The sequence below is a fragment of the Microcoleus sp. AT8-A3 genome, assembly GCF_036705675.1.
GTDB lineage: Bacteria > Cyanobacteriota > Cyanobacteriia > Cyanobacteriales > Microcoleaceae > Microcoleus.
Map to the genome: position 1 here is coordinate 1 of NZ_JAUBVD010000081.1, position 21,444 is coordinate 21,444.

General features: G+C 47.6%; 25 protein-coding genes. 14 read left to right on the top strand and 11 right to left on the bottom strand.

The features are described from left to right. Nucleotides 1-78: 78 nt before the first annotated feature. On the bottom strand, nucleotides 79-297 hold the full coding sequence (locus QUB51_RS27830; RefSeq protein WP_333264165.1) for a hypothetical protein: 219 nt from the start codon (nucleotides 295-297) through the stop codon (nucleotides 79-81). 311 nt (nucleotides 298-608) lie between these two features. Between QUB51_RS27830 and QUB51_RS27835 the strand changes: the two genes are divergently transcribed. The 5 genes from QUB51_RS27835 to QUB51_RS27855 all read left to right on the top strand — a co-directional run bounded on the left by QUB51_RS27835 (nucleotide 609) and on the right by QUB51_RS27855 (nucleotide 4,461). Then, on the top strand, nucleotides 609-971 hold the full coding sequence (locus QUB51_RS27835; protein ID WP_172186333.1) for a ferredoxin-thioredoxin reductase catalytic domain-containing protein: 363 nt from the start codon (nucleotides 609-611) through the stop codon (nucleotides 969-971). Between the two features lie 147 nt (nucleotides 972-1,118). Continuing rightward, nucleotides 1,119-1,526: a DUF309 domain-containing protein gene (locus tag QUB51_RS27840; RefSeq protein WP_333058239.1), complete on the top strand. Its 408-nt coding sequence runs from the start codon at nucleotides 1,119-1,121 to the stop codon at nucleotides 1,524-1,526. Nucleotides 1,527-1,840: 314 nt separating this feature from the next. Then, complete coding sequence (locus QUB51_RS27845) at nucleotides 1,841-2,311, top strand: LptA/OstA family protein (RefSeq protein ID WP_333058238.1); 471 nt, start codon at nucleotides 1,841-1,843, stop codon at nucleotides 2,309-2,311. A gap of 173 nt (nucleotides 2,312-2,484) precedes the next feature. Then, nucleotides 2,485-3,213, top strand: coding sequence for an LPS export ABC transporter ATP-binding protein (gene lptB, locus QUB51_RS27850; RefSeq protein WP_333034782.1), 729 nt, complete (start codon nucleotides 2,485-2,487; stop codon nucleotides 3,211-3,213). Between the two features lie 81 nt (nucleotides 3,214-3,294). Next, on the top strand, nucleotides 3,295-4,461 hold the full coding sequence (locus tag QUB51_RS27855; protein ID WP_333264167.1) for an LptF/LptG family permease: 1,167 nt from the start codon (nucleotides 3,295-3,297) through the stop codon (nucleotides 4,459-4,461). Between the two features lie 72 nt (nucleotides 4,462-4,533). Here the strand turns inward: QUB51_RS27855 and QUB51_RS27860 are convergent, their stop codons facing one another. Further along, nucleotides 4,534-5,901: a hypothetical protein gene (locus QUB51_RS27860; protein ID WP_333264170.1), complete on the bottom strand. Its 1,368-nt coding sequence runs from the start codon at nucleotides 5,899-5,901 to the stop codon at nucleotides 4,534-4,536. Between the two features lie 89 nt (nucleotides 5,902-5,990). On the opposite strand from QUB51_RS27860, the gene QUB51_RS27865 reads away from it, so the two are divergent. The 6 genes from QUB51_RS27865 (at nucleotide 5,991) to QUB51_RS27890 (ending at nucleotide 10,762) form a co-directional block, all read left to right on the top strand. Beyond that, complete coding sequence (locus tag QUB51_RS27865; protein WP_333298188.1) at nucleotides 5,991-6,239, top strand: hypothetical protein; 249 nt, start codon at nucleotides 5,991-5,993, stop codon at nucleotides 6,237-6,239. A 125-nt stretch (nucleotides 6,240-6,364) separates the two neighbouring features. Next, on the top strand, nucleotides 6,365-7,084 hold the full coding sequence (gene pgl / locus QUB51_RS27870; RefSeq protein WP_333058235.1) for a 6-phosphogluconolactonase: 720 nt from the start codon (nucleotides 6,365-6,367) through the stop codon (nucleotides 7,082-7,084). A 207-nt stretch (nucleotides 7,085-7,291) separates the two neighbouring features. Next, complete coding sequence (locus QUB51_RS27875; protein WP_333058234.1) at nucleotides 7,292-8,089, top strand: FHA domain-containing protein; 798 nt, start codon at nucleotides 7,292-7,294, stop codon at nucleotides 8,087-8,089. A gap of 82 nt (nucleotides 8,090-8,171) precedes the next feature. Next, nucleotides 8,172-8,663: an FHA domain-containing protein gene (locus QUB51_RS27880; RefSeq protein WP_333058233.1), complete on the top strand. Its 492-nt coding sequence runs from the start codon at nucleotides 8,172-8,174 to the stop codon at nucleotides 8,661-8,663. Nucleotides 8,664-8,718: 55 nt separating this feature from the next. Beyond that, on the top strand, nucleotides 8,719-9,456 hold the full coding sequence (locus tag QUB51_RS27885; RefSeq protein ID WP_333058232.1) for a PRC-barrel domain-containing protein: 738 nt from the start codon (nucleotides 8,719-8,721) through the stop codon (nucleotides 9,454-9,456). A gap of 853 nt (nucleotides 9,457-10,309) precedes the next feature. Then, on the top strand, nucleotides 10,310-10,762 hold the full coding sequence (locus QUB51_RS27890) for an FHA domain-containing protein (RefSeq protein WP_333058231.1): 453 nt from the start codon (nucleotides 10,310-10,312) through the stop codon (nucleotides 10,760-10,762). 141 nt (nucleotides 10,763-10,903) lie between these two features. On the opposite strand, the gene QUB51_RS27895 is transcribed toward QUB51_RS27890, so the two are convergent. Next, nucleotides 10,904-11,482: a DUF1997 domain-containing protein gene (locus QUB51_RS27895; RefSeq protein ID WP_333058229.1), complete on the bottom strand. Its 579-nt coding sequence runs from the start codon at nucleotides 11,480-11,482 to the stop codon at nucleotides 10,904-10,906. 208 nt (nucleotides 11,483-11,690) lie between these two features. Here QUB51_RS27895 and pheA point away from each other — a divergent pair, with 208 nt between their 5' ends. Together pheA and QUB51_RS27905 are read left to right on the top strand one after the other, a co-directional pair. Beyond that, nucleotides 11,691-12,638 (top strand): prephenate dehydratase, encoded by a 948-nt coding sequence (pheA, locus tag QUB51_RS27900; protein WP_333058228.1) that lies wholly within the window; start codon nucleotides 11,691-11,693, stop codon nucleotides 12,636-12,638. Between the two features lie 34 nt (nucleotides 12,639-12,672). Next, on the top strand, nucleotides 12,673-13,314 hold the full coding sequence (locus QUB51_RS27905; RefSeq protein ID WP_333058227.1) for a pentapeptide repeat-containing protein: 642 nt from the start codon (nucleotides 12,673-12,675) through the stop codon (nucleotides 13,312-13,314). Between the two features lie 33 nt (nucleotides 13,315-13,347). Here QUB51_RS27905 and QUB51_RS27910 read toward each other — a convergent pair whose 3' ends face one another. The 8 genes from QUB51_RS27910 to rpsL form a co-directional block, all read right to left on the bottom strand. Beyond that, the gene (locus tag QUB51_RS27910; RefSeq protein WP_333058226.1) at nucleotides 13,348-14,286 is read right to left on the bottom strand and encodes a PspA/IM30 family protein; all 939 of its coding nucleotides are present in this window, start codon (nucleotides 14,284-14,286) and stop codon (nucleotides 13,348-13,350) included. Nucleotides 14,287-14,499: 213 nt separating this feature from the next. Continuing rightward, nucleotides 14,500-15,141 carry an LON peptidase substrate-binding domain-containing protein gene (locus QUB51_RS27915; protein WP_015174045.1) on the bottom strand — a complete coding sequence of 214 codons (642 nt, stop codon included), beginning with the start codon at nucleotides 15,139-15,141 and terminating at the stop codon, nucleotides 14,500-14,502. Nucleotides 15,142-15,475: 334 nt separating this feature from the next. Continuing rightward, complete coding sequence (locus QUB51_RS27920) at nucleotides 15,476-15,679, bottom strand: hypothetical protein (RefSeq protein ID WP_333058225.1); 204 nt, start codon at nucleotides 15,677-15,679, stop codon at nucleotides 15,476-15,478. A 1-nt stretch (nucleotide 15,680) separates the two neighbouring features. Then, complete coding sequence (gene rpsJ / locus QUB51_RS27925) at nucleotides 15,681-15,998, bottom strand: 30S ribosomal protein S10 (RefSeq protein ID WP_006632193.1); 318 nt, start codon at nucleotides 15,996-15,998, stop codon at nucleotides 15,681-15,683. Between the two features lie 210 nt (nucleotides 15,999-16,208). Further along, nucleotides 16,209-17,438, bottom strand: a complete 1,230-nt coding sequence (gene tuf, locus QUB51_RS27930) for an elongation factor Tu (protein WP_190660866.1) — start codon at nucleotides 17,436-17,438, stop codon at nucleotides 16,209-16,211. 101 nt (nucleotides 17,439-17,539) lie between these two features. Continuing rightward, nucleotides 17,540-19,612 carry an elongation factor G gene (gene fusA / locus QUB51_RS27935; protein ID WP_333058224.1) on the bottom strand — a complete coding sequence of 691 codons (2,073 nt, stop codon included), beginning with the start codon at nucleotides 19,610-19,612 and terminating at the stop codon, nucleotides 17,540-17,542. A gap of 348 nt (nucleotides 19,613-19,960) precedes the next feature. Beyond that, nucleotides 19,961-20,431, bottom strand: a complete 471-nt coding sequence (rpsG, locus tag QUB51_RS27940) for a 30S ribosomal protein S7 (protein ID WP_006632196.1) — start codon at nucleotides 20,429-20,431, stop codon at nucleotides 19,961-19,963. A 145-nt stretch (nucleotides 20,432-20,576) separates the two neighbouring features. Next, on the bottom strand, nucleotides 20,577-20,957 hold the full coding sequence (gene rpsL, locus QUB51_RS27945) for a 30S ribosomal protein S12 (protein WP_006632197.1): 381 nt from the start codon (nucleotides 20,955-20,957) through the stop codon (nucleotides 20,577-20,579). Nucleotides 20,958-21,193: 236 nt separating this feature from the next. Between rpsL and QUB51_RS27950 the strand changes: the two genes are divergently transcribed. Next, entirely contained in the window at nucleotides 21,194-21,343 is a 150-nt protein-coding gene (locus QUB51_RS27950) for a hypothetical protein (RefSeq protein WP_333234114.1), read from the top strand. Nucleotides 21,344-21,444: the final 101 nt, after the last annotated feature.

Genomic DNA, 21,444 nt, shown 5'->3' on the forward strand with positions numbered 1-21,444 from the left:
AAAATCTAAAATCTAAAATCTAAAATCTAAAATCTAAAATCTAAAATCTAAAATCTAAAATCTAAAATCGATTGACTGTTAATCGCGCAAAAGTTTCGATAAATCCGGGTCAGTTTGGTGTACTTGACCTAAAAACCAAGCGTGCAAACCTATAGCATACTGCGCGTACAGATGGCTAGCAGCGCCGGGAGTCAATTCAAGCACTAATGCGACTAACTCGGTGTCAGCCGGCCAAATCAGCCCAGAAGCAGGAGATTTTCGATCGCCTGTGCCGGTGCGGTTCGGGGAAGTTGCCATCAGATGCCGTGCCTATAGCCGTCACAGAAAGAGCGCCGTGCTATCTTAGCCGATTTTTATCCCCTTTGGGGGATGATAGTTGAGGGCGATCGATCGCCCAAATCTTTTGGTAGCTCCAAAAACTCGCTCTCCCGCCAGTTTCCCCCACCCTCCGGGATAGACAAAAACCACTAAAAAACCAACAACCTAAAACTCAATCTTTGTCAAGGTTTTCTTCCTTGTAACTAAACAGAAATATACCAGTGTTTAAAATCACATTCTGCGCTACAATTGTCAAAAGCTCGTAGCATCCTCAACTCCGATCCTAAACTATGAACACAACAGAAAAATCTAAACTATCCAACGAAAAAACTTTGGAGGCAATGAAGAATTTCTCCGAAACCTACGCCAAGCGCACGGGAACTTACTTTTGTTCCGAACCTTCCGTCACTGCTGTCGTGATAGAAGGACTAGCAAAACACAAGGATGAACTAGGCGCTCCCTTATGCCCTTGTCGCCATTACGAAGATAAAGAAGCCGAAGTAAAAGCCGCCTACTGGAACTGTCCCTGCATTCCCATGCGCGAGCGCAAAGAGTGTCACTGTATGTTATTTCTGACGCCAGATAACGATTTCGCTGGAACTAATCAGGAAATAGGAATGGATCAGATTCAAGCGGTCAGAGATACTATGTAATTAGTTAAGTAGGCGGTCGTGAAATGGCAGTAGTTTTGAAAAGAGGTCGTTATTTTTCCTATTTTTAAGACTTAGCTATTTAACCAAAATCGATCGCCGCCTACTCAAACACACATCCGCCATCGAAAATCCCCAATCTCCAATCGAATGACAGAGGAAATCCCCATCGACTTTTGGCAAGGTATCGAACAGTTTAACAGTCAAGACTTTTATGCTTGTCACGACACTCTAGAGGCTTTGTGGATGGAAGCTGGCGACCCAGAAAAAAGGTTTTATCAGGGAATATTGCAAATTGCCGTCGCGCTTTATCACTTAGGAAATCAAAACTGGCGCGGTGCAGTAATCTTGCTGGGAGAAGGAATAAATCGGCTCAGTTATTATCAGCCTAGTTATGCTGGAATTGCAGTTGAAGACTTGCTCGGACAAAGTGCTAAACTTTTGAGCGCTTTGCAACAAGCTGGCCCGGAAACAGTTGCTGATTTTTTACCTTTATTCGCAGGTACAGAAGTTGCAGGCTTGCAATTGCCGCGAATTATCAAAGTACCAAAAAGTTAAATAAAAGTTAAATAAATGTTTGTATTAGGGTGCAGTATACTTGGCCTCTACACAGAGGAGGGCTGGCTTTCTTGCCCGCTGCACAAGCAGATTTATTTGCTGTGGAAGGAGCATCTTGCCCGTTCCCGGTTAAGACAGTTGCAGCCACTGAGCAAAATAGCCAATTAAATTCGCTGTTGTCTTGCTAGGATAATTGGTTGAGACTATCGGGTCAATCGATCGACCTCACGGGAATCTTTCTGACCGTTAAGATAAAATATCTAACTGGAGATAATGCCCTTCAGCAATTTCACAAATATTGAGACTCCAAGCTTATGATGTCCTCCGCTAAACTACTCAATTCCCGAATATTCAAAGGATTATCGCTGCTGTTGCCCCTCACTCTGGCAGGCGCGATCGCCTCTCCCACCTACCCGCAAGCCGGGCCGCCCCGCACTCTCAGCGTGCGATCGGACATTCAAGAAGCCGACTCCAAAACCGGCATCGTGACAGCCCGCGGCAACGTCCAAATCAACTATCCAGCCCGCCAAATACAAGCAACTGCGGCTCAAGCTCAATATTTCAGCCGCGAGCGCCGGATCATTCTCAGCGGAGATGTTTACGTATTGCAGCAGGGCAACAGCCTGCGCGGCGAAACCATAACATACCTCATCGACGAAGGGCGGTTTATTGCCCTCCCAGACAACCCAGGACAGGTAGAATCTGTTTATCTGGTTGCCCCCGAACAAGATGCGGCAGCCCAAAATACATTGGGATCCCCACGTCCAACTACAGCCCCCCGGTAACAGTGGCTTGCAGCAGCGAAATTTCGCCTCAGCCAAAACCTACTACTTGGGATAGATGCGAAATTTCGTCTTTATAAAACTCACAAACTTGAAAAGGTAAAATTTAAATTAGAGACTCGATCGCACAAAGCTGCAGTCTGAAATTGAGCTTGTAGAGGTTGCCGGGAGCGAAAATGAAAATTGTACTCGAAAATATTCACAAGTCCTACGGAAAACGCAATGTAGTCAGCCGCGTCAACCTGTCAGTAGCCCAAGGAGAAATCGTAGGATTGCTAGGCCCCAACGGTGCCGGCAAAACCACAACATTTTACATAGCAACCGGATTAGAAAAACCAAATCAAGGCACCGTTTGGCTAAACGATTTAGACATCACTAAATTGGCGATGCACCAGCGAGCACATTTGGGAATTGGCTATCTCGCTCAAGAAGCAAGCATTTTCCGAAACATGAGCGTGCGGGACAACATTTTGTTAGTCCTAGAACAAACTCAAGTGCCACGCTGGGAATGGCGCGAGCGAGTCGATTTCCTATTGCAAGAATTTCGCTTAGAAAAAATAGCATCTAGTTTGGGAATTCAAATATCAGGGGGAGAAAGGCGGCGGACTGAACTGGCCAGAGCCTTAGCCGCAGGGCGAGACGGGCCCATGTTTCTATTTTTAGACGAACCGTTTGCAGGCGTCGATCCGATCGCAGTAGACGAAATTCAAACCATTATTGCTAAACTGCGCGATCGTAAAATCGGCATCCTCATCACAGATCACAACGTCCGAGAAACCCTCGAAATTACCGATCGAGCCTACATCATGCGAGACGGCCAAATTTTAGCCTCCGGGGCTGAAGAAGAACTCTACAGCAACCCTTTAGTGCGACAGTATTACTTAGGTGACAACTTCGTGCGATAGTCTTTTGAAGGCATTCGGCAAACGGTAGAATTTTAGATTTGAGATGTTAGATTGAGGAGCAAACTGCAAAAATCCCAAACTATGAAAATAGCAATATCCAATTCTTTGAATCCCATCAACTGGCTGCCGAGAATTTCCGTAATGGACTGGTACATTACCAAAGAACTAATCGGCCCATTTTTATTTGGCGTTGGACTCTTTACATCCGTCGCCGTCACAGTTGGAGCCTTATTTGAATTAGTCCGCAGAGTAGCAGAATCCGGCCTCCCCTACGGCGCAGCCATAGAAATTTTTCTCCTGCAAATTCCCTACTTCGTAGTATTGGCTTTCCCCATGTCAATGCTGCTAGCAACCTTAATGGCCTACAGCCGAATGTCAAGCGACAGCGAACTCATCGCCCTCCGCAGTTGCGGAGTTAGCGTGTACCGATTGATACTGCCTGCTGTGATAATGAGTTTAATTGTTGCAGGTTTAACTTTTGGTTTGCAAGAGTTAGTTGTACCCGCCGCCAGCTACAGAGCAACTCTGACTTTAGACAGAGCCCTGAAGCGAGAAAAACCCATATTTCAAGATAGAAATATTATCTACACAGAATTTCGCAAACCAGAAAAAGGCGGCGACGAAATCCTGGCCCGCTTTTTTTATGCAGAACAATTTGACGGCCAGCAAATGAAAGGTTTAACAATTATCGATCGCTCCACCCCAGGCCTCAATCAAATCGTTTCTTCAGAATCCGCTACTTGGAATGCCTCAGAAAATACCTGGGATTTTTTCAACGGAACCGCTTATATAGTAGCTCCTGATGGCTCTTACCGCAATATAGTTAGGTTTCAACACCAGCAGTTGCAACTGCCCCGCACGCCCTTAGATTTAGCTGCGAGAGCGCGGGATTTCAAGGAAATGAACATTGCCCAAGCTTTAGAGCGTTTGGATATCCTTAAAAACAGTGGCGACGAACCGCAAATTCGCAAATTAAAGGTGCGAATTCAAGAAAAATATGCTTTTCCTTTCGTGTGCATGGTATTTGGTTTAGTGGGAGCCGCTTTGGGAACTCAACCGCGCCGCTCCGGTCGAGGAACGAGTTTTGGTATTAGCGTAGTTGTGATTTTTACTTACTACGTATTTTCTTTCATCACCAGTTCTATGGGCGTGAAAGCTGTTTTGACTCCGATTCTTTCGGCTTGGCTGCCCATCGTGTTTGGTTTGGGAATCGGGGGATTGTTGTTGGTGCGGGCTGCCGCTAGGTAAGTTTTACCAATAACATTGGGAATTGGGAATTGGGAATTGATAATATCGTTTTTGTGGCAGAACTTCCATCATTTAAGGATTAGAAAAAGTATTGATTTCGCCACCGCCAATGTAGCGTCCCGGAGCCAGAGAGCGGGGTGTAGAAAAAGTTTGAGGTTGAATGGGCTGCACGCCCTGATTTGTGTTTTGGGGAACAACTCCAAAGTTAGGCTGACCCGGCAAGTTAAGCTGACTCGGTGGAGGTGTTTGAAATTGAGAATTCGCTGAATTGGGAGAGAATTGAGGGCTAATTATCTTGCTTCCCCCAATCACATTCGGAAAGGGAGATTGACCGACATTTGGAAGTAGAGGTGTTGGCGAAGGTATGGCTATTGGAAGGGCCACAGGTTGAACTTCAGGTGCGAAGCCTGAGCCAGATAAATTAGTTTGGTAGGGATTTTTCGGCAAAGCCACCGTTGCAGCCCCTGCATTAATTTCGGGGAGAGTCGGTACTGGGGAAGTTAACCCCGCCAATGATTCAGAGACTGTAGCTGTAGGTTTTAAGAATTCTTGAGATTCCTTGCTTACAGTATTTGTCGGAGCCACAAGTGGGGGAAGTGCTGTGGGAACATTCACAGGATTTGCTCTACCTTGAGCTGTAGCGGTCGTTGGGAGCAAATTTGTCGCATTTACAGCAGCCGGATCGGAAGCCGGTCGATCGAGCAATTTAGCCGAGTCTGCTGTTTTCTCAGCCGAAGCCGCCGTTGCCGAAGTGTTAGCAACGACGTATTTTTTCATAGCTGCTTGCAGCGGACTCAAAGGCAGAGAATTTTCGTTTTGTTTATCTGAATTAGCATCATTCGACGCCTGCGATAAAGTTGCTGTCGCTGTACCCCCAGACTCAGGCTTAATCGTTTTTATCCCGGAAGTTAGTCTCCCGCTGCTAGATAAACTCAACGGTGATGTTGCGTTTGAACTTGGCAAGCTGGAATTTTGGGGGTTATTGTTTCCCGCCTCGACAGCAGGATTTGCTAAATTTGGCAACGAGAAAAATCCGCTGCTTCCTACCTGCTTGGGTGCTGAAGATGGCTGAGGAGTTTCTAAGTCCCGATCTCGAAGTTCCTCGAATAAACCTTTGCTTTTTACTACTGATGAATTTAACAAGTTCAGCTCAGAAGCAGTAGATCCATTAAACTGATTGACTAGCACTGGTGAGCTGTCGATTTCAGCGGCAATGGCGGTATCTTCAGCAGATAGTCCCGATAGCGAAGCTGGAGTGTTTGAGGCTGGTTCTTCTTCGCCATCTATACTCAACCTTTCTGGATTTACAGAGACCTCCCAGATAAATAATCCCCCTGCACACAGCACGGCTAAGGGAGCCCAAACCGCCGGTTGCGTCCAGTGGCGCAACCGCGCTATTAGATAGCGGACTGATGTAGGAAATCGCTTAAAAATTGACATAGTTTTGCTTCCTTCCGAGCGTGCGGATTTAAAACTATTTTTCCTAGTCTACCACATCAATCTTGATTATTTTTGCTATGTCGGCGTAAGTGCGATCGGGAGCATCTCGGTTTGGCTTTTACTGTCGGTGTGCGATCGTCCGGCTGGCTATATTTATAGACTTTGCTGTGCGGGACGGCTCGGAGTCCCAAAAAACGCTTTTTACTTTCGGCCCAGATGCTCCGAGTACGATCGAACTTTTGATTGAAAGTTGCGACAGCTCAATGCAACCGGTGAAAATCCATAAAGCACTGGTAGAAATAAGTCTTGCTTTCCTTAAATCAAGGGGCATAACATGATAAAATCTTATGGGATGCGGTGCGCGGCCTGCCGGGTCTGTCAGCCGATCGACCTCAAACCAAAATGTCAAGGTAAAATTGGCAATTGGTGAGAACAACACCCAAGTAAAGTTGAGAGGAAATTAATGAAAAAAGTAGTTGAAGTATTAGCAAATCGGGAACAACTAATAGATCGATCGCTCGATATTGTGCTGTCGAAAATCTCAGAAGCCATAGCAGAACGCGGACTTTGTACGATCGCCGCAGCGGGCGGAAGCACACCAGAACCCCTATACAGATCGATCGCAGCCCAAGACCTGGCTTGGGACAAAATTCACGTTTTCTGGGGCGACGAACGCTACGTTCCCCCAGAACACCCAGACAGCAATCAAAAAATGGCGCGCCTCGCGTGGCTCGATCGAGTGAATATCCCCGCCAGCAACATCCACCCCATGCCCACAGGCGCCGGCGACCCCGCAGCCGACGCGGAGGCGCACCAAACCGAATTACAGCAGTTCTTCAAAGTATCCGACGGCGAGTTTCCTGCCTTCGACATCATTTTATTGGGCATAGGAGACGACGCCCACACAGCCTCTCTATTTCCCGGCACAGCAGCCTTGGAAGTCCGGGATGCCCTAGTAACTGTCGGCAACAAAGACGGTCAACCCCGCATTACCTTTACAGTCCCCTTAATCAACCGGGCCCGGTGCGTCATCTTCATGGTCGCAGGAGCCAGCAAACAACCCGCCCTTGCTCAAATTTTTGCCCCCGCAGCCGACGAAATGACTTATCCAGCCAGACTCGTTCAACCAGAGGGCGAGCTTTGGTGGCTCCTCGATGCGGCGGCTGGCGCAGCAGTAAAATAGCCCATAGAGTCGCAAGCGTGCCAACACAGTCAGCATTATCACTAACTCAATCTTGCCCATCACAGCTAACGTCACGGCGTCAGCTCAGTTGCTAGTATTAGAAGCAATATAAGAATTGTGGCGGTTAAAGTTAAAATTTGACCATATACACGACGAGTATTTTTATGAGGCTGATTTGAAAATCTGGCCGATAGCAAGGAGAAATCGATGATTGTCTGTCCCAATTGCAATCACCAGAACCCCGACGGGGCCAGCCAGTGTGAGGCTTGCTACACGCCTTTACCTGCTACCGCAAGTTGCTCGAACTGCGGTGCAGCAGTTCAGACAGATGCAGCATTTTGCGGCCAGTGTGGCTTTAACTTGCGTCCGGGTTCCATATCCATAGTTCCAGAAGTTGAGGTGACAGTAACGTCCCCCTCGCCTGTAGGCCCCACAGTGGTATCGTCACCGGCGCCCGATTTAGTGCCACCCGATCCTCTGATGGCAATGGAACCTCTAGTTACCCTGAATAAGGGGCTCAACTTGGAAAAAACTACCGCCAGCATTCCGACGATTCCAGATCCCCCGCCTTCGCCCTCGGTTCCTGTTACAACTGAATCGGTGGCAACACCAGTAACTATCTCTCCTCCGGTTCCGGACCTGCAGCCAGCAGGTGTAGCTAAAACTCAACTGCAACAGCAGTCCGCGCGCCTGCTACACGTTCAGACAAATACGCCGATGGAATTGCCTCACAGTCTGGCTGTGGTTCACATAGGCAAGCCAAATGACTTAGTGCCGCCGGATATTGATGTTTCGGGATTTGCTAATTCTGAGATAGTTTCTCGGGTACACGCAAATCTCCGGGTGGAGGGAGATGCTTGCTACCTAGAAGATGTAGGCAGTTCCAACGGCACTTACGTCAACAATACTCCGCTACCCAAGGGAAACCGCCACCGGTTGCGACCGGGAGACCGCATCTCTCTGGGCAAAGGAGACCTGGTTACGTTTTTATTTCAAATCTCTTAGAGCGAGTTTGGATTGGGCGATCGAAAGTCTAAAATCTAAAATCGCATCTTGAGGCGCTCTACCAAAACTCAATGCTGCCAATGTGATTAAGCTGACCTTGCTACATCCACTCCAGTCTATACCCGTCCGCAGTTGGATCTTTGAAGACGAGCAGGTCGTGCGGATCGGGCGCTCGACCGAAAACCACGTCGTTCTTTTTAGCGCTGTGGTTTCTCGTCGCCACATCGAATTGCGGCGCAGCGGCATAACTTGGGAACTGATCAATTTAGGTACCAACGGCACTTACCTCGATGGTAAGCCGATCGCTAAGGTTCCCATTGTGGACGGTCTGATCGTTCACTTGGCTCGCTCTGGGCCGAAAATTCAAATCAACGTAGGCCCGAATCAATCCTCCGTCCAGTTAGGACTTCTTGGCGTCAAGCCCAGGGAGGCTAAGGAAATTCACGCTCCCTCGGCCGGCGTGCACATGAGCACGATTCCCGTTCCCGACCACAAAGAAGTTGGCACTTCCAGGGAAGAGGACGAGTTAACCCAGGCAGATAATAATCGCCATTATTCGGAAGAAGAATATTAAATCGGCTTCTTTGGACGATCGACATTTTTCAAAGGCGGCACTCAGGAGTTTATTTATGAGTACATCACCACAGATTGTTAGGCGCAGCGAACTGCAGGGCCGCCGCACCATCGACCGCAGAACGGCGGAAGAGGTCGGCAGGGTAGATCGGGTTTGGCTCGATGCTCACTCCCAACGGGCGATCGGCTTTACTTGCAAGTCGGGACTTTTGGGGAGCAAAAAAACTTGGTTCGCTTGGGCGCAAGTAGATACGGTGGGGGAAAATGTTTTTGTCACCATTAACCCGGAACTGCCGGAACTTCATCAGCCGGAACAAGCTGTTTGTCCGATCGGGCTTGAGGTGCTCACGGACGCTGGAAATAAGGCAGGTGCAGTGGTTGACTACCTATTTGATGTCCGCACGGGTTCAGTCACCAACTACCTATTTAAATCGAGCGGCTGGCGCGGTGTTTTAGACGACATTTACTTGTTACCTGTGGCAGCTATTTCGACCATCGGCAGCAAGCGGGCGATCGTCTCTGAAGCTGCTGTATCGGAACCCGTGCAGTACGCGGACGGACTGCACAAAAAAGTCGGTCTGGTAGCAGAGTTTTTACATGAAGATTTCGACAGAACTCTCAAAAATGTGGCAGGTGTGAAGCGGGGCGCTCAAAGTCTGGCGGAAAAATTCCAAGATAAAGCTCTCGAAGTCAGGGATGTAGCTCAAGAAAAAGTTGCAGAGTTGAAGCGGCAAAGGCAAGAATCTGTCCCGCCAGATCCGAATCCGGAGCCGCCTGAGTCAGATTTGAGCTGAAGTTTGGCCTTCCCGCTCGCCGGGGGACTAATTGCCGAGCGCATTTGGGGGCCGCGCGCGAGGAAGGTCGATCGGTATTTTCGCTATGAGAGATTGATGCCTTGTCGCTCAAAATTCCAGTGCTGCTCAAAGCATTGTATTTTAAAGGTATTGCATCAATAAGGAAAATGTTAGCAACTCAAAATGACCTATGCTGTTTGATACAACTCACATCTTGCACTATTCTCAAGAACAGGCATCTTGCCTGTTCCACAAAGAGTGAATTTTCTTGTGAAACAGGCAAGATCCCGCTCCCTAAACAAGTAATTGAGAATGGTGCAATATCTCAGATACAATCCACAAGTATTTTATCTAGACACCCCAGGATTAATAATTGGTTAACTTCTTTCTTTATAAACAGCAAGTCGTTGAGCAGTGACTCTCGCCCGACCGAGAACTCGAATCAGCGGTGCAACCAGCGCGGGTCTGAGTTAAATTCTCTGGTTCATCAGCGGCAAAAGGATTATTTAGCCGATAGAATTGAGCGACTCACCCATCGGCAGAATCGCTCCCTCACAGACCAAATTAATCAAGCGGTTAAAACCGCTGTCCATTACTGGGAAGTTCACCCGATTTATCACATCGTGTTTGGTTGTTACCGAGTACCGCAAAAATTTGCCCCTGCGCCAAAAGCTAACCCTCAAAAGTTGCTTCAAATACCTCAAGCAGCCAAAAGTTCGACTTTTAGGGCAGATAGGGGGAATAGTGGTCCACTGACGACGCCTTTAAAAAGCAAATTTTTTGCAGTTTTCTCCCAAAAAATCTCTCTGGAAGTATCCCCGTTGCTGTCTGGCGGTGGAGTGTCAAAACATCAGTGATTACCTTAACTCTTTTACATCCTATCCAGTCTGTCCCAGTTCAAAGTTGGTGTTTTGAATCAGAACCGGTGGTTCGGATCGGTCGATCGAACGACAATGATGTAATTATTTACAGCGCTGTAGTTTCCCGCCACCACGTAGAACTGTGGAATCACGCTAATGGCTGGGAAATTATTAATTTTGGTGCTAACGGCACTTATGTAGATGATAGACCGATCGCTCAGGTGTCCGTTGTGGACGGGATGACAATTCGCTTGGGCAATTCTGGGCCAAAAATCAGGATTCGGGTGGGCGCAATGAATCAACCGGGCAAAATAATCAAGCCACCGCAGCGCGAATTTCGCCAAAAGGACGAAGTTTCAAAAGACAAGTCAACTCCTTTGCCGGGGGGCGTGGGAATCATCGAAGACGATGAACTTGGAGGGATCACTCAAATCGATCTTGACTGAGCGGCAGCTATCTATCCCTGCTGGCTCGTTCCGACAAATATCCCGATGTCCAAATCGAGCGTCTAAGTAATACTGTGGTAAGTTGCCTGATTTGTGCCTAAATATCCCTATACATTAATTAACAGCTTCTTTAGTAGGATTTCAGCCTTCTAAAGATAAGATAGGGGGGATCTCGATCGATCTTAGTTCACTTTCGCTGCTTGCCCAGCGGCGGTAATCTAAGAGCAACTGGTGCATCAACCGCTGTTTGACGCTCAGCAGTACGCTCTTGAGCAAAGCATTCCCCGTTGCTTCTAAAATGGGTTTGGGCGTCAGCCAAAACGGCGGCGGTAATTCTACTTGCACTTCCAAATCCGCTTTTCCCCTCAAGTATGCTACCCCGCTGCTTTGGTGTACACAAAGCTTTCCTTTGAGATTGAGAGCAAAGCGATCGTTTATATAACCCACGCCACGAATTTCGCAGGCGACGGACTCCAAATTGATTGTGCCATCCGACTGGGCCCACACCCTCATGTCTACTGTGGGTTGAATGCTCAGCATCATAAATTGTAACGGTCGCATTTTTAAGCGGAAACAGTCCTCGCTTAGCTGTTGTGTGCGACTTTGATCGACAAGGGCGTTCACCAGTCGCCTCGGCTGACGCAGATAATGTTGAATGGGAACCCGTTCCTCTGGTACGGCGAGCTCAACGGATTGGGAAGAATTAAAGCGGGTATACATGAGAAAATATCAAAATATAGGATTCCTAAGCATATCTTAATAAACTATCACCTTTTTTTGGGTGACATAAGTCGCGTCCTAAGTCGTGTACCCAGCAATGTCATCCGAGAAATCACTGATAAAAGCTTTCGGGACATCGCTAATTTTTCATCATACTTCCTAGCTGATGAGAGTAAAGCAAACATTTGTAACCTAAAATTGCCTGTAAATGAAAATTTCGTTAGCGAAGCCCTCGAAGAGGATCGCACATCTCGGCCCTGTTGGTACAAATGCAGAAACAGCGGCTCTAGCTTATGTCAATTGGTTGAGCCTGGAAACTAACTTGGAATGCACCCTGTGTCCTTATTCCACCATTTCTCAAGCGCTAGAGGCATCTGCCGTAGGGCAGGTTGATTATTCAGTTGTGCCCGTCGAAAATTCGATCGAAGGCAGCGTGACTGTCACCTTAGATACACTGTGGCGACTCGATCAACTCCGCATTCAACACGCCTTAGTTTTGCCAATTTCCCACGCCCTAGTGTCTAATGCTAAAAATTTTAACGAGATTAAAAAAGTTTACTCTCACCCGCAAGCGCTAGCTCAGTGTCAGGTATGGTTGGGGCAGTTTATTCCCTCAGCCCAATTAATTCCGGCGAATTCAACCACGGAAGCATTGCAATATCTGGAAGATACAAATGTAGCAGCGATATCTTCGCCAAGAGCTGCTGAACTTTACCATTTGCCAGTGTTAGCTCACCCCATTAATGATTATCCCGATAATTACACTCGATTTTGGGTACTCAGTAGGAGTGGTGGAGAAATCGCCAACGTAGAACCAGGGGATCACTCATCCCTTAAATCCATTACACAATCTGCTTCTAAGTTGATCCTCGATGCTTCATCGTCTAATTGCACCCATACCTCACTAGCTTTCAGCGTACCTGCCAATATGCCGGGAGCACTGGTAAAACCTTTGCAAGTATTTGCCAGTCGCGGTATTAATTTAAGTCGGATTGAATCTAGACCGACTAAACGATCGCTCGGAGAATATATTTTCTTTATGGACGTTGAGGCTAACGCCTGCGAAGCATTTGTTCGATCGGCACTCGAAGAATTAAAAAATCACACCGAAACTTTAAAAATATTTGGTTGCTACAATGTACTGTCAGTAGTATAATTTATTTTTAAGTAAAACTTAGGAGGCTGGCGAGATGAATGCTGATGAACTTCTCAAGCGATACGCAGCCGGAGAAAGAAATTTTCATGAAACCAACTTGAAAGAGGCTTTTTTGCGAGAAGCTTTCCTAATTCATATTAATCTAGCCTGTGCAAATCTGAAGGAAATCAATTTTGCTTTGGCGAACTTAAGGGGGGCAAACTTAATAGCTGCCAAGCTAAAGAATGCTTGCCTAGTGATGACCAGCCTAAATGGGGCTAACCTAAGCGGAGCCGATCTAACTTTCGCAAGATTAACAGGAGCTGACCTGATTGAAGCAAACTTGGAAAACGCCAACTTGAGCGACACCAAAATGATTGGTGTTAATTTGAGCGGAGCAAACTTGGAAAACGCCAACTTGATGGAGGCGAACCTCCTAGATGCTTGTTTGGACAAGACAAACCTTGAAAAAGCCAATCTCAGCGACGCTAAACTGCGGGGAGTGAGTCTCAGAAGAGCAAACTTGAGAAACGCTTTTTTGTGTGAAAGTAACCTTGAGGGCGCTGATTTGAGCGGTGCTGATTTGAGCGGTGCTAATTTGAGCGGGGCATTTTTATGCGGTGCTAATCTGGAGGGAGCTAAGCTAGATGAGGCAAATTTAAGTGGGGCAATACATTTTTGCGTCAGACAAGTTTGAACTCACGGAATATATAACAGAATAATCCGACAATTAAGGACTAAAAAATATACTATTGACTTGGCTGAAAGTGAAGTCTATTTGCTGCTGTACCTTAGCAAAATGAAGCTGCATCTTGAGGATCTCTTTCTTGGAATTAGCTTGAGCAATCTTACTTTCCAAAGCCAGCAAGTTGCGATTGAGAGTTTCTACTCGCACAGTTTGGTAGTCTAAGTCAATTTTTAGTTCTGCTGCCCGATCAACTTGAACCTGCTGGCGAACCACGGCGAGGCGGATTGAATTCTTATCCTGTGTCTGAAGAGCTAGCAAAGCTCGCTGCTGCCACTGGTGGGCTTGAGATTCAGCTTGATTGTACAGCCACTGAATCCGCAGTTGGGCGGAAATCGCACTGCCAACAGCCTGACGCAGTTCTTTGAGAGGTTCCTGAATTTCTAAGATTAATAGTTCCCAAAGATTCATCAGTTCGGTGGTAAATTCTTCCCGTTCAACAGAGGCTACCAGTGCTTCTAATAGCAACAAATTTGGTTGCATTTGCTGCGTAATTGTCTCAAATATTAACTGTGCTTCGGACATTTGCCGATCGTAATTTTTTTCGGAGACTGCACCGGATGAGTGCTTTAATATTTTTTCGGTGCTGTCTACCTCAGCTTCTGCATCTGAACTTGAAGCTACAAAGGCCTGTAATTTTTCGCGGGCGATCGAATTCAGCCTTTGTCGAAGCAAATCGCAGGCCGCCCGCTGCACTCGCCCTGTTTCGCTTTGACAAATCTTGATGACTATTTTTAAGCCGGCATCGCCGTAATTCAATGTCTCTCTCAGGGCGGCGATTCGATGTTCTTTGACAGAACTAGACAGCCGATGTTTAACTCCTGCTAGTCCGCCGAGCACTACACCGCCCACAGGAGGTGGTAGTTGACCGCCTCTAACTGCATCGTATGGTTTCGGTTGGTCGTGATTTTCTAACACAAGCATTTACTGCTATAAGGAACCTATCCGAACCTGTTTGAAGTTAAGAATTAAACAGATACCTGTTCCAAAAAAGAATGGAACTGTAGGCAATCTCCAAACCCTTAGTTCAATAACTCATTCCCCATCGAAAATCGAAAATCGAAAATCGAATGATTTTTGTGTAATTATTTCTTCAATGCAGGTCAAACCGATCGTGCTTTTTCCTAGGCAAATTGGCTACTTGAGGGTATCTTTAAGTACAGTCCTCGCTGCCAAGTGATTGCGAGTAGAAGTCAAAATTTCGGTTTCGCGTTCCAATCTCGCAGCAGTATCTTGCAATTCTAAAAGAGTTTGCTGTTCTGTCGCTGCGCCGTAAAGGTAGCTGGCTACCCAGTAGGACAATTCTGTAGGCAAACTGGGAATATCTTCGGGCAGGTCGATCGGCTGATCCATCAATTTGCTGGAGAGGCGAACTACATCTCTCAGCAGTTGTTCGACATCTTTTCCCAAAGGTCTGAGGTCTTGTTGCGGGGGTGCGTCTTCGATCCATTCTACTAGACCGACTAAATAGGGTTTTTCCCGAACGGCGTCGAGGACTCGGAACCGCTGCTGGCCGAGAGTCATAATTTTCATGCGATCGTCGGGCAGGCGCTGACAGTGAATCACTTCGGCGCAACAGCCAACTGCAGAGACTTTGTTTTGGTTGGGGTCCCACATGAGCACACCGAAACGCCGATCGCCCTCCAGAATCGTATTCATCATGATTCGATAGCGAAACTCGAAGATTTGCAGTGGGAGTGGCCTACCTGGAAATAGAACCACTTCCGGCAACGGAAATAAGGGGAGTTCGCGAACTGCTACAGAGGAAGAGGATGCCATTGTCGCTCAAAAGTGACGGTACTTGCGCTTATTTTTCTTACTTTAACTGATTAAAGGCAATTCCGGGGCAGGAGCGATCGGGCTTTTGCGCTGGCAACGGGATCGACTGCTCGCTATCTCCGGTGCTGGCAGCTTGACAAAGGCGTTATTTCGTCAAAATGTTAAATATACCTTTTTGCTAAACTCAGTGCTGCGGAAGGCGATGATAGCGACTGCTAAAGGAGGGTTTTTGTAGTGATACCCCCTTAATTAAGAATAATTATTTAAGTTAGTGCCGGAGCCAAAATTATTGCTGATTAATAACTAATAACTCATATAGCCACTGCCAAGACGGTTAGGACGTTGTTAATGGCTGAAACGATTGATTTTCTTCCTTCTTCCTTCTTCCTTCTTCCTTCTTCCTTCTTCCTTCTTTCTTCTTCCTTCTTCCTTCTTCCTTCTTCCTTCTGCTATAACTAATGACTAGGGAAATTTCAACAAAAAGAAGGAACAATTTATTTAATCTTTGTTCCTTCTTTTCAAGTTTTCGATAAGTCAATCTACAGCTTGACTTCGATATCTACGCCGGCGGGCAAATCCAGTTTCATCAAAGCGTCAATTGTTTTTGCCGATGGCTGGTGAATGTCGATAATCCGGCGGTGCGTGCGGGTTTCAAAGTGTTCGCGAGAATCTTTGTCTACGTGGGGCGATCGCAGCAAGCAGTAAATCCGTCGTTTTGTCGGTAGGGGAATCGGGCCGATCGCTGTGGCTGCTGTCCGATTTGCTGTATCTACAATCTTTTCGCAGGATGCGTCTAGAATTCGGCGATCGAAAGCTTTGAGGCGGATGCGAATTTTTTGTTGTTGAATTGTTGCCATTTTTGTTTCTTGAATTTTCGAGGTTCAGTTTATTTTTAGTCATTAGTCATTAGTCATCAGTCATTTGTTATTTGTTATCTGTTATTGAACATTTAACCCATAACTACTAACAACTGGCCACTAACCTATAACTACTCACTACTCACTAAATAGCAGAAAAGCCTATTGACATTTGGCGGCTTTTCTGCTATTTAAGCTGTTATGCGAGTCCTACTTGAGGATTTTGGAAACAACGCCGGCGCCGACGGTGCGGCCGCCTTCGCGGATAGCGAAGCGCATTCCTTGTTCGATCGCGATCGGGTGAATCAACTCAACAGTCATTTTGATCCGGTCACCTGGCATCACCATTTCTGCTTCACTACCGTCATCAGCGGTGAATTGTGCGATCGTGCCGGTCACGTCAGTGGTACGGACGTAGAATTGAGGGCGATAGCCAGAGAAAAAGGGCGTGTGCCGGCCGCCTTCTTCCTTCTTCAGGATGTACACTTCAGATTCAAACTGAGTGTGAGGCATGATGCTTTTCGGCTTGGCAATCACCATTCCGCGCTCAATATCCGCCTTTAAAATCCCCCGTAGCAGTAGACCAACGTTGTCGCCGGCCAAACCTTCTTCCAGAGACTTGGTGAACATTTCTACACCAGTCACTGTAGTGCTGCGAGTGTCCTTAAGACCCACCAATTCGACTGTTTCGCCGACTTTGATAGTTCCACGTTCGATCCGGCCTGTGGCGACAGTACCCCGACCAGTAATCGAGAATACGTCTTCAACTGCCATCAAGAAAGGCTTGTCAACTTCGCGTTCTGGGGTGGGGATGTAAGCATCTACTTCTTCCATCAGCTTGTAGATTTTGTCAACCCACTCATTTTCGCCCTTGACAGTCTTGGGATTAGCAAGCATCGCTTCGAGAGCTTTCAATCCCGAACCTGTGACGATGGGGATGTCATCGCCCGGAAAATCGTAAGAGCTCAAAAGTTCGCGAACTTCCAGTTCTACCAATTCCAACAGTTCAGCATCATCCACCATGTCTTCTTTGTTCAAGAAGACAACCAAGCTGGGAACGCCAACTTGCTTAGCTAGCAGGATGTGTTCGCGAGTTTGAGGCATGGGGCCGTCTGCTGCTGACACTACTAGGATGCCGCCGTCCATTTGAGCTGCACCGGTGATCATGTTTTTCACATAGTCAGCGTGTCCGGGACAATCTACGTGGGCATAGTGCCGACCTGTGGTTTCGTATTCCACGTGAGCAGTATTAATCGTAATACCCCGTGCTTTTTCTTCAGGCGCAGCGTCGATGTCGGCGTAGTTCTTAGCCTTTGCTTGACCTAGTGCAGAGAGAGTCATCGTAATCGCGGCGGTCAAAGTTGTTTTGCCGTGGTCAACGTGACCGATCGTGCCGATGTTTACGTGGGGCTTATTCCGTTCAAATTTTGCGCGTGCCATTCTTGATCTGTTCCTTGTTTCTTTTAGCGATTTTAGACTTGAGATTTTAGATTCTAGACTTTGGATTCAATCCAAAATCCAAAATCTAAAATCCAAAATCATTAGTTCCCTTTGTTCTTAGCGATAATGGCTTCAGCCACGTTTCGCGGCACTTCTTCGTAATGGCTGAATTCCATTGTGAAGATGCCTCGACCTTGGGTTTTCGAGCGGATGTCGGTGGCGTAACCAAACATTTCTGCTAGTGGAACTTTTACAGAAACTTTGGCTATCCCCTGATCCGTCTCTTGACCTTCGATCTGACCCCGACGCGAGTTGAGGTCTCCGATGACGTTCCCGATGTAATCTTCGGGAACTTCCACCTCTACTTTCATCATAGGCTCTAGCAGCACTGGAGACGCCTTCATCACGGCTTCTTTGATCGCCATTGAACCGGCGATCTTAAATGCCATTTCTGAGGAGTCTACATCGTGGAAAGACCCGTCTACCATAGTAGCTTTGAGGTCAATCACGGGATATCCTGCTACAATACCTGATTCGCACGCTTCTTTCATCCCTTGTTCTGCTGGGCCGATGTACTCTTTGGGTACAGTGCCACCAACAATTTTGGAGACAAATTCAAAGCCGCTTCCGACTTCGGTGGGTTCTAGTTCGATCACGACGTGACCGTACTGACCTTTACCGCCGCTTTGGCGGATAAATTTACCTTCGGCGCGGACGGATTTGCGAATGGTTTCACGGTAGGCTACTTGTGGCTGACCCACGTTCGCTTCTACTTTGAATTCCCGCAGCATCCTGTCTACCAGGATTTCCAGGTGCAGTTCGCCCATGCCGGCGATGACTGTCTGGTTGGTTTCTGGGTCAACGTTGACTCGGAAGGTGGGGTCTTCTTCCGAGAGCGACTGGAGGGCTTTGGAGAGCTTCTCCATGTCTTGTTTGGTTTTGGGTTCGACAGCCACCGAGATAACTGGCTCTGGTATAAACAGAGATTCCAGAATCACTGGCGCTCCTTCTTCGCAGAGGGTGTCGCCTGTGAAGGTGTCTTTCAAACCCAAGGCTGCTCCCAAGTCTCCGGCGCGCAGTTCCTCAACTTCTATCCGATCGTCCGCTTTGAGTACAATTAGGCGAGAAACCCGCTCTTTTTTGTCTTTGGTGGAGTTCAGGACATAGGTTCCTTTTTTGAGGATACCGGAGTAGACGCGAACAAAGGTCAGGCGGCCGTAGGGGTCAGCCATGATTTTGAATGCCAGAGCTGACAGCGGGGCGTTGTCGTCGGCAAACCGCTCTGCTGTGTCGCCGTTGGGTAGGAGTCCTTGAATTGGAGGGACTTCCAAGGGCGACGGCAGATAGTCGATGACTGCATCCAACAACAACTGAACGCCTTTGTTTTTGAAGGCCGAACCGCACAACATGGGGACGATCGTACCTTCGACAGTGCCATGACGCAGGGCCAAGCGGATTTCGTCTTCCGTTAACTCTTCGCCTTCGAGGTATTTCTCCGTGAGGGCGTCGTTGGTTTCTGCTACCGACTCGATCAGCTTGGTGCGGTATTCTACGGCTAGATCCTTTACTTCATCGGGGATTTCTACTTCCTCGATGTCGGTTCCCGTGTCGTTGTTGTAGATATAGGCTTTCATGTGCACTAAGTCTACAATTCCCCGGAAGTTTTCTTCACTGCCGATCGGGATTTGGATGGGTACGGCGTTCGCTCTCATGCGATCGCGAATTTGGCCGTAGACTTTGTAGAAGTTTGCCCCCATCCGATCCATTTTATTGACGAACACGATCCTCGGTACTTTGTACCGATCAGCCTGTCGCCAAACTGTTTCGGATTGCGGCTGCACTCCCCCTACCGAGCAGAACACTGCGATCACTCCGTCGAGCACTCGCATCGAGCGTTCGACTTCGATCGTGAAGTCTACGTGTCCGGGAGTGTCGATGATGTTGATTTTGTAATCTTTCCAACTGGTGGTGATAGCAGCGGCAGTAATCGTAATTCCCCGCTCCCGCTCTTGCTCCATCCAGTCAGTGACTGCTGTTCCCTCGTGCACTTCACCCATTTTGTGAACCATGCCTGAATAGAACAGAATTCTTTCAGTTGTTGTTGTTTTGCCCGCGTCTATGTGGGCTGCGATGCCGATGTTGCGAGTTTTTTCTAGCGGGACGGTACGTGCCACAGCTACCTCCTTAATCTTGTGTTGCTGTTATAATACTATTATACTACACAGTAACCCTATTTTGCACTCCCCAGTGACTTACAAAAGTCTCTGGAGCTTATTGTTACATTTTAATATTTTTTGCAAGATTTGTTTACAAAAATATTAAGGATGCGACATGGAGGATTCAGAGAGTGCATGAATTTTGAGTGCATGAATTTTGATTTTGAGAGTTTTGAGTTTGCTTCACCAATCGCAACTGCGCCAAGAGAAGCAATCTCAACACTCAAAACTTATTACACTTTCCAATTTCTCACCCGATGCTTTTATACCGCACGATCGCGCTCTTCTCCATGCCAGTTGTTGCAGTTAGTAGCGGTAGTGAGCAAAAGCCTTGTTAGCTTCAGCCATCCTGTGAGTTTCTTCGCGCTTGCGAATAGCACTCCCTGTTTCGTTAGCTGCATCCATCAGTTCGTTGGCTAGCTTGGCGGCCATCGAGCGGCCGGTGCGGGCGCGGGCAAATCTGATCAGCCAGCGGAGGGCGAGGGTTGTACCGCGATCGGAACGCACTTCCATTGGCACTTGGTAGGTGGCGCCACCTACCCGGCGGGCTTTGACTTCGACCAGGGGTGTCGCGTTTTTGACTGCTTTTTCAAACAAGTCTAACGGTTCAGCCCCTGTGCGTTCTTGGATGGTTTTGAGGGCGTCGTAGACGATGCTGGAGGCAACGGATTTTTTGCCGTGCTGCATGATCCGTCTCACCATCATGCTTACCAACCGGCTGTTGTAGGTTGGATCTGGTGGAACTGGACGTTTTTGAATAACTGTGCGGCGAGACATAGTTCTATTTGGGATTTTTGATTTTGAATGATTGAGTTTGGGGTTTTGGGATCACATTTCGATTTATGACGATCGAGCGTGCAATTGAGCGGCGCGATCGGATTTATTTTTGCTTCCCAACCCCGACGATCGGGCGAGTTCCGTGTTATTTTTTCTCTTTAGGACGCTTGGCCCCGTATTTGGAACGACCCTGCTTGCGGTCTTTCACCCCAGCGGTGTCTAATGTACCCCGAATGATGTGGTATCTAACTCCGGGCAAATCTTTTACCCGACCGCCCCGGATCATTACTACCGAGTGTTCTTGCAAGTTGTGACCGATCCCTGGGATGTAGGCGGTGACTTCAAAACCAGAGGTCAGCCGTACCCGAGCCACCTTCCGCAGCGCCGAGTTGGGTTTTTTCGGGGTGGTCGTGTACACTCTGGTGCAAACTCCGCGGCGCTGCGGGCAACTCTTGAGAGCTGGCGATTTGGTTTTTTTCTGCGTTTGTTCCCGTGCTGAACGGATGAGTTGCTGAATAGTGGGCATGAGTTACGGCATTTCTAGCTTTTTGCTGAATATAGTGATTTGGCTGTATCCGCACTGAAAGTCCCTTCCCCTCTGGGGGGACGGGATGAATGAAAATAATTATGGGTAAGTGAGGATACCAGACTCTGTATTGTACACGACGCGTGTTTCTTTGGCAAGAAATTTGCGCGACCCGCGCTCAAACTTCCTTCCTTGCTGCAAGTTGGGAGGGGGCGAGCGCAACGGGAGAATGGTATGTGACATCCTATAATTTAGGCGCAACTATGATGATTGTCACAGCCGTCAGCAAAATTTATGACGATCGCAATATCGCGCTTTTGCGATCGAATTACCATTGTGAGGAGAGGCGCATTAACTCCAGCCTGGGATCGCATCACAGTCTATAGCCGATCTACATCACATAAAGTTATCGTAAGGATTCAGGTCAAAAAAACTTCAGTGTCAAAAGCTGGTAAAATAAACGAATGAAAAAGCCCGCAGCCACCAG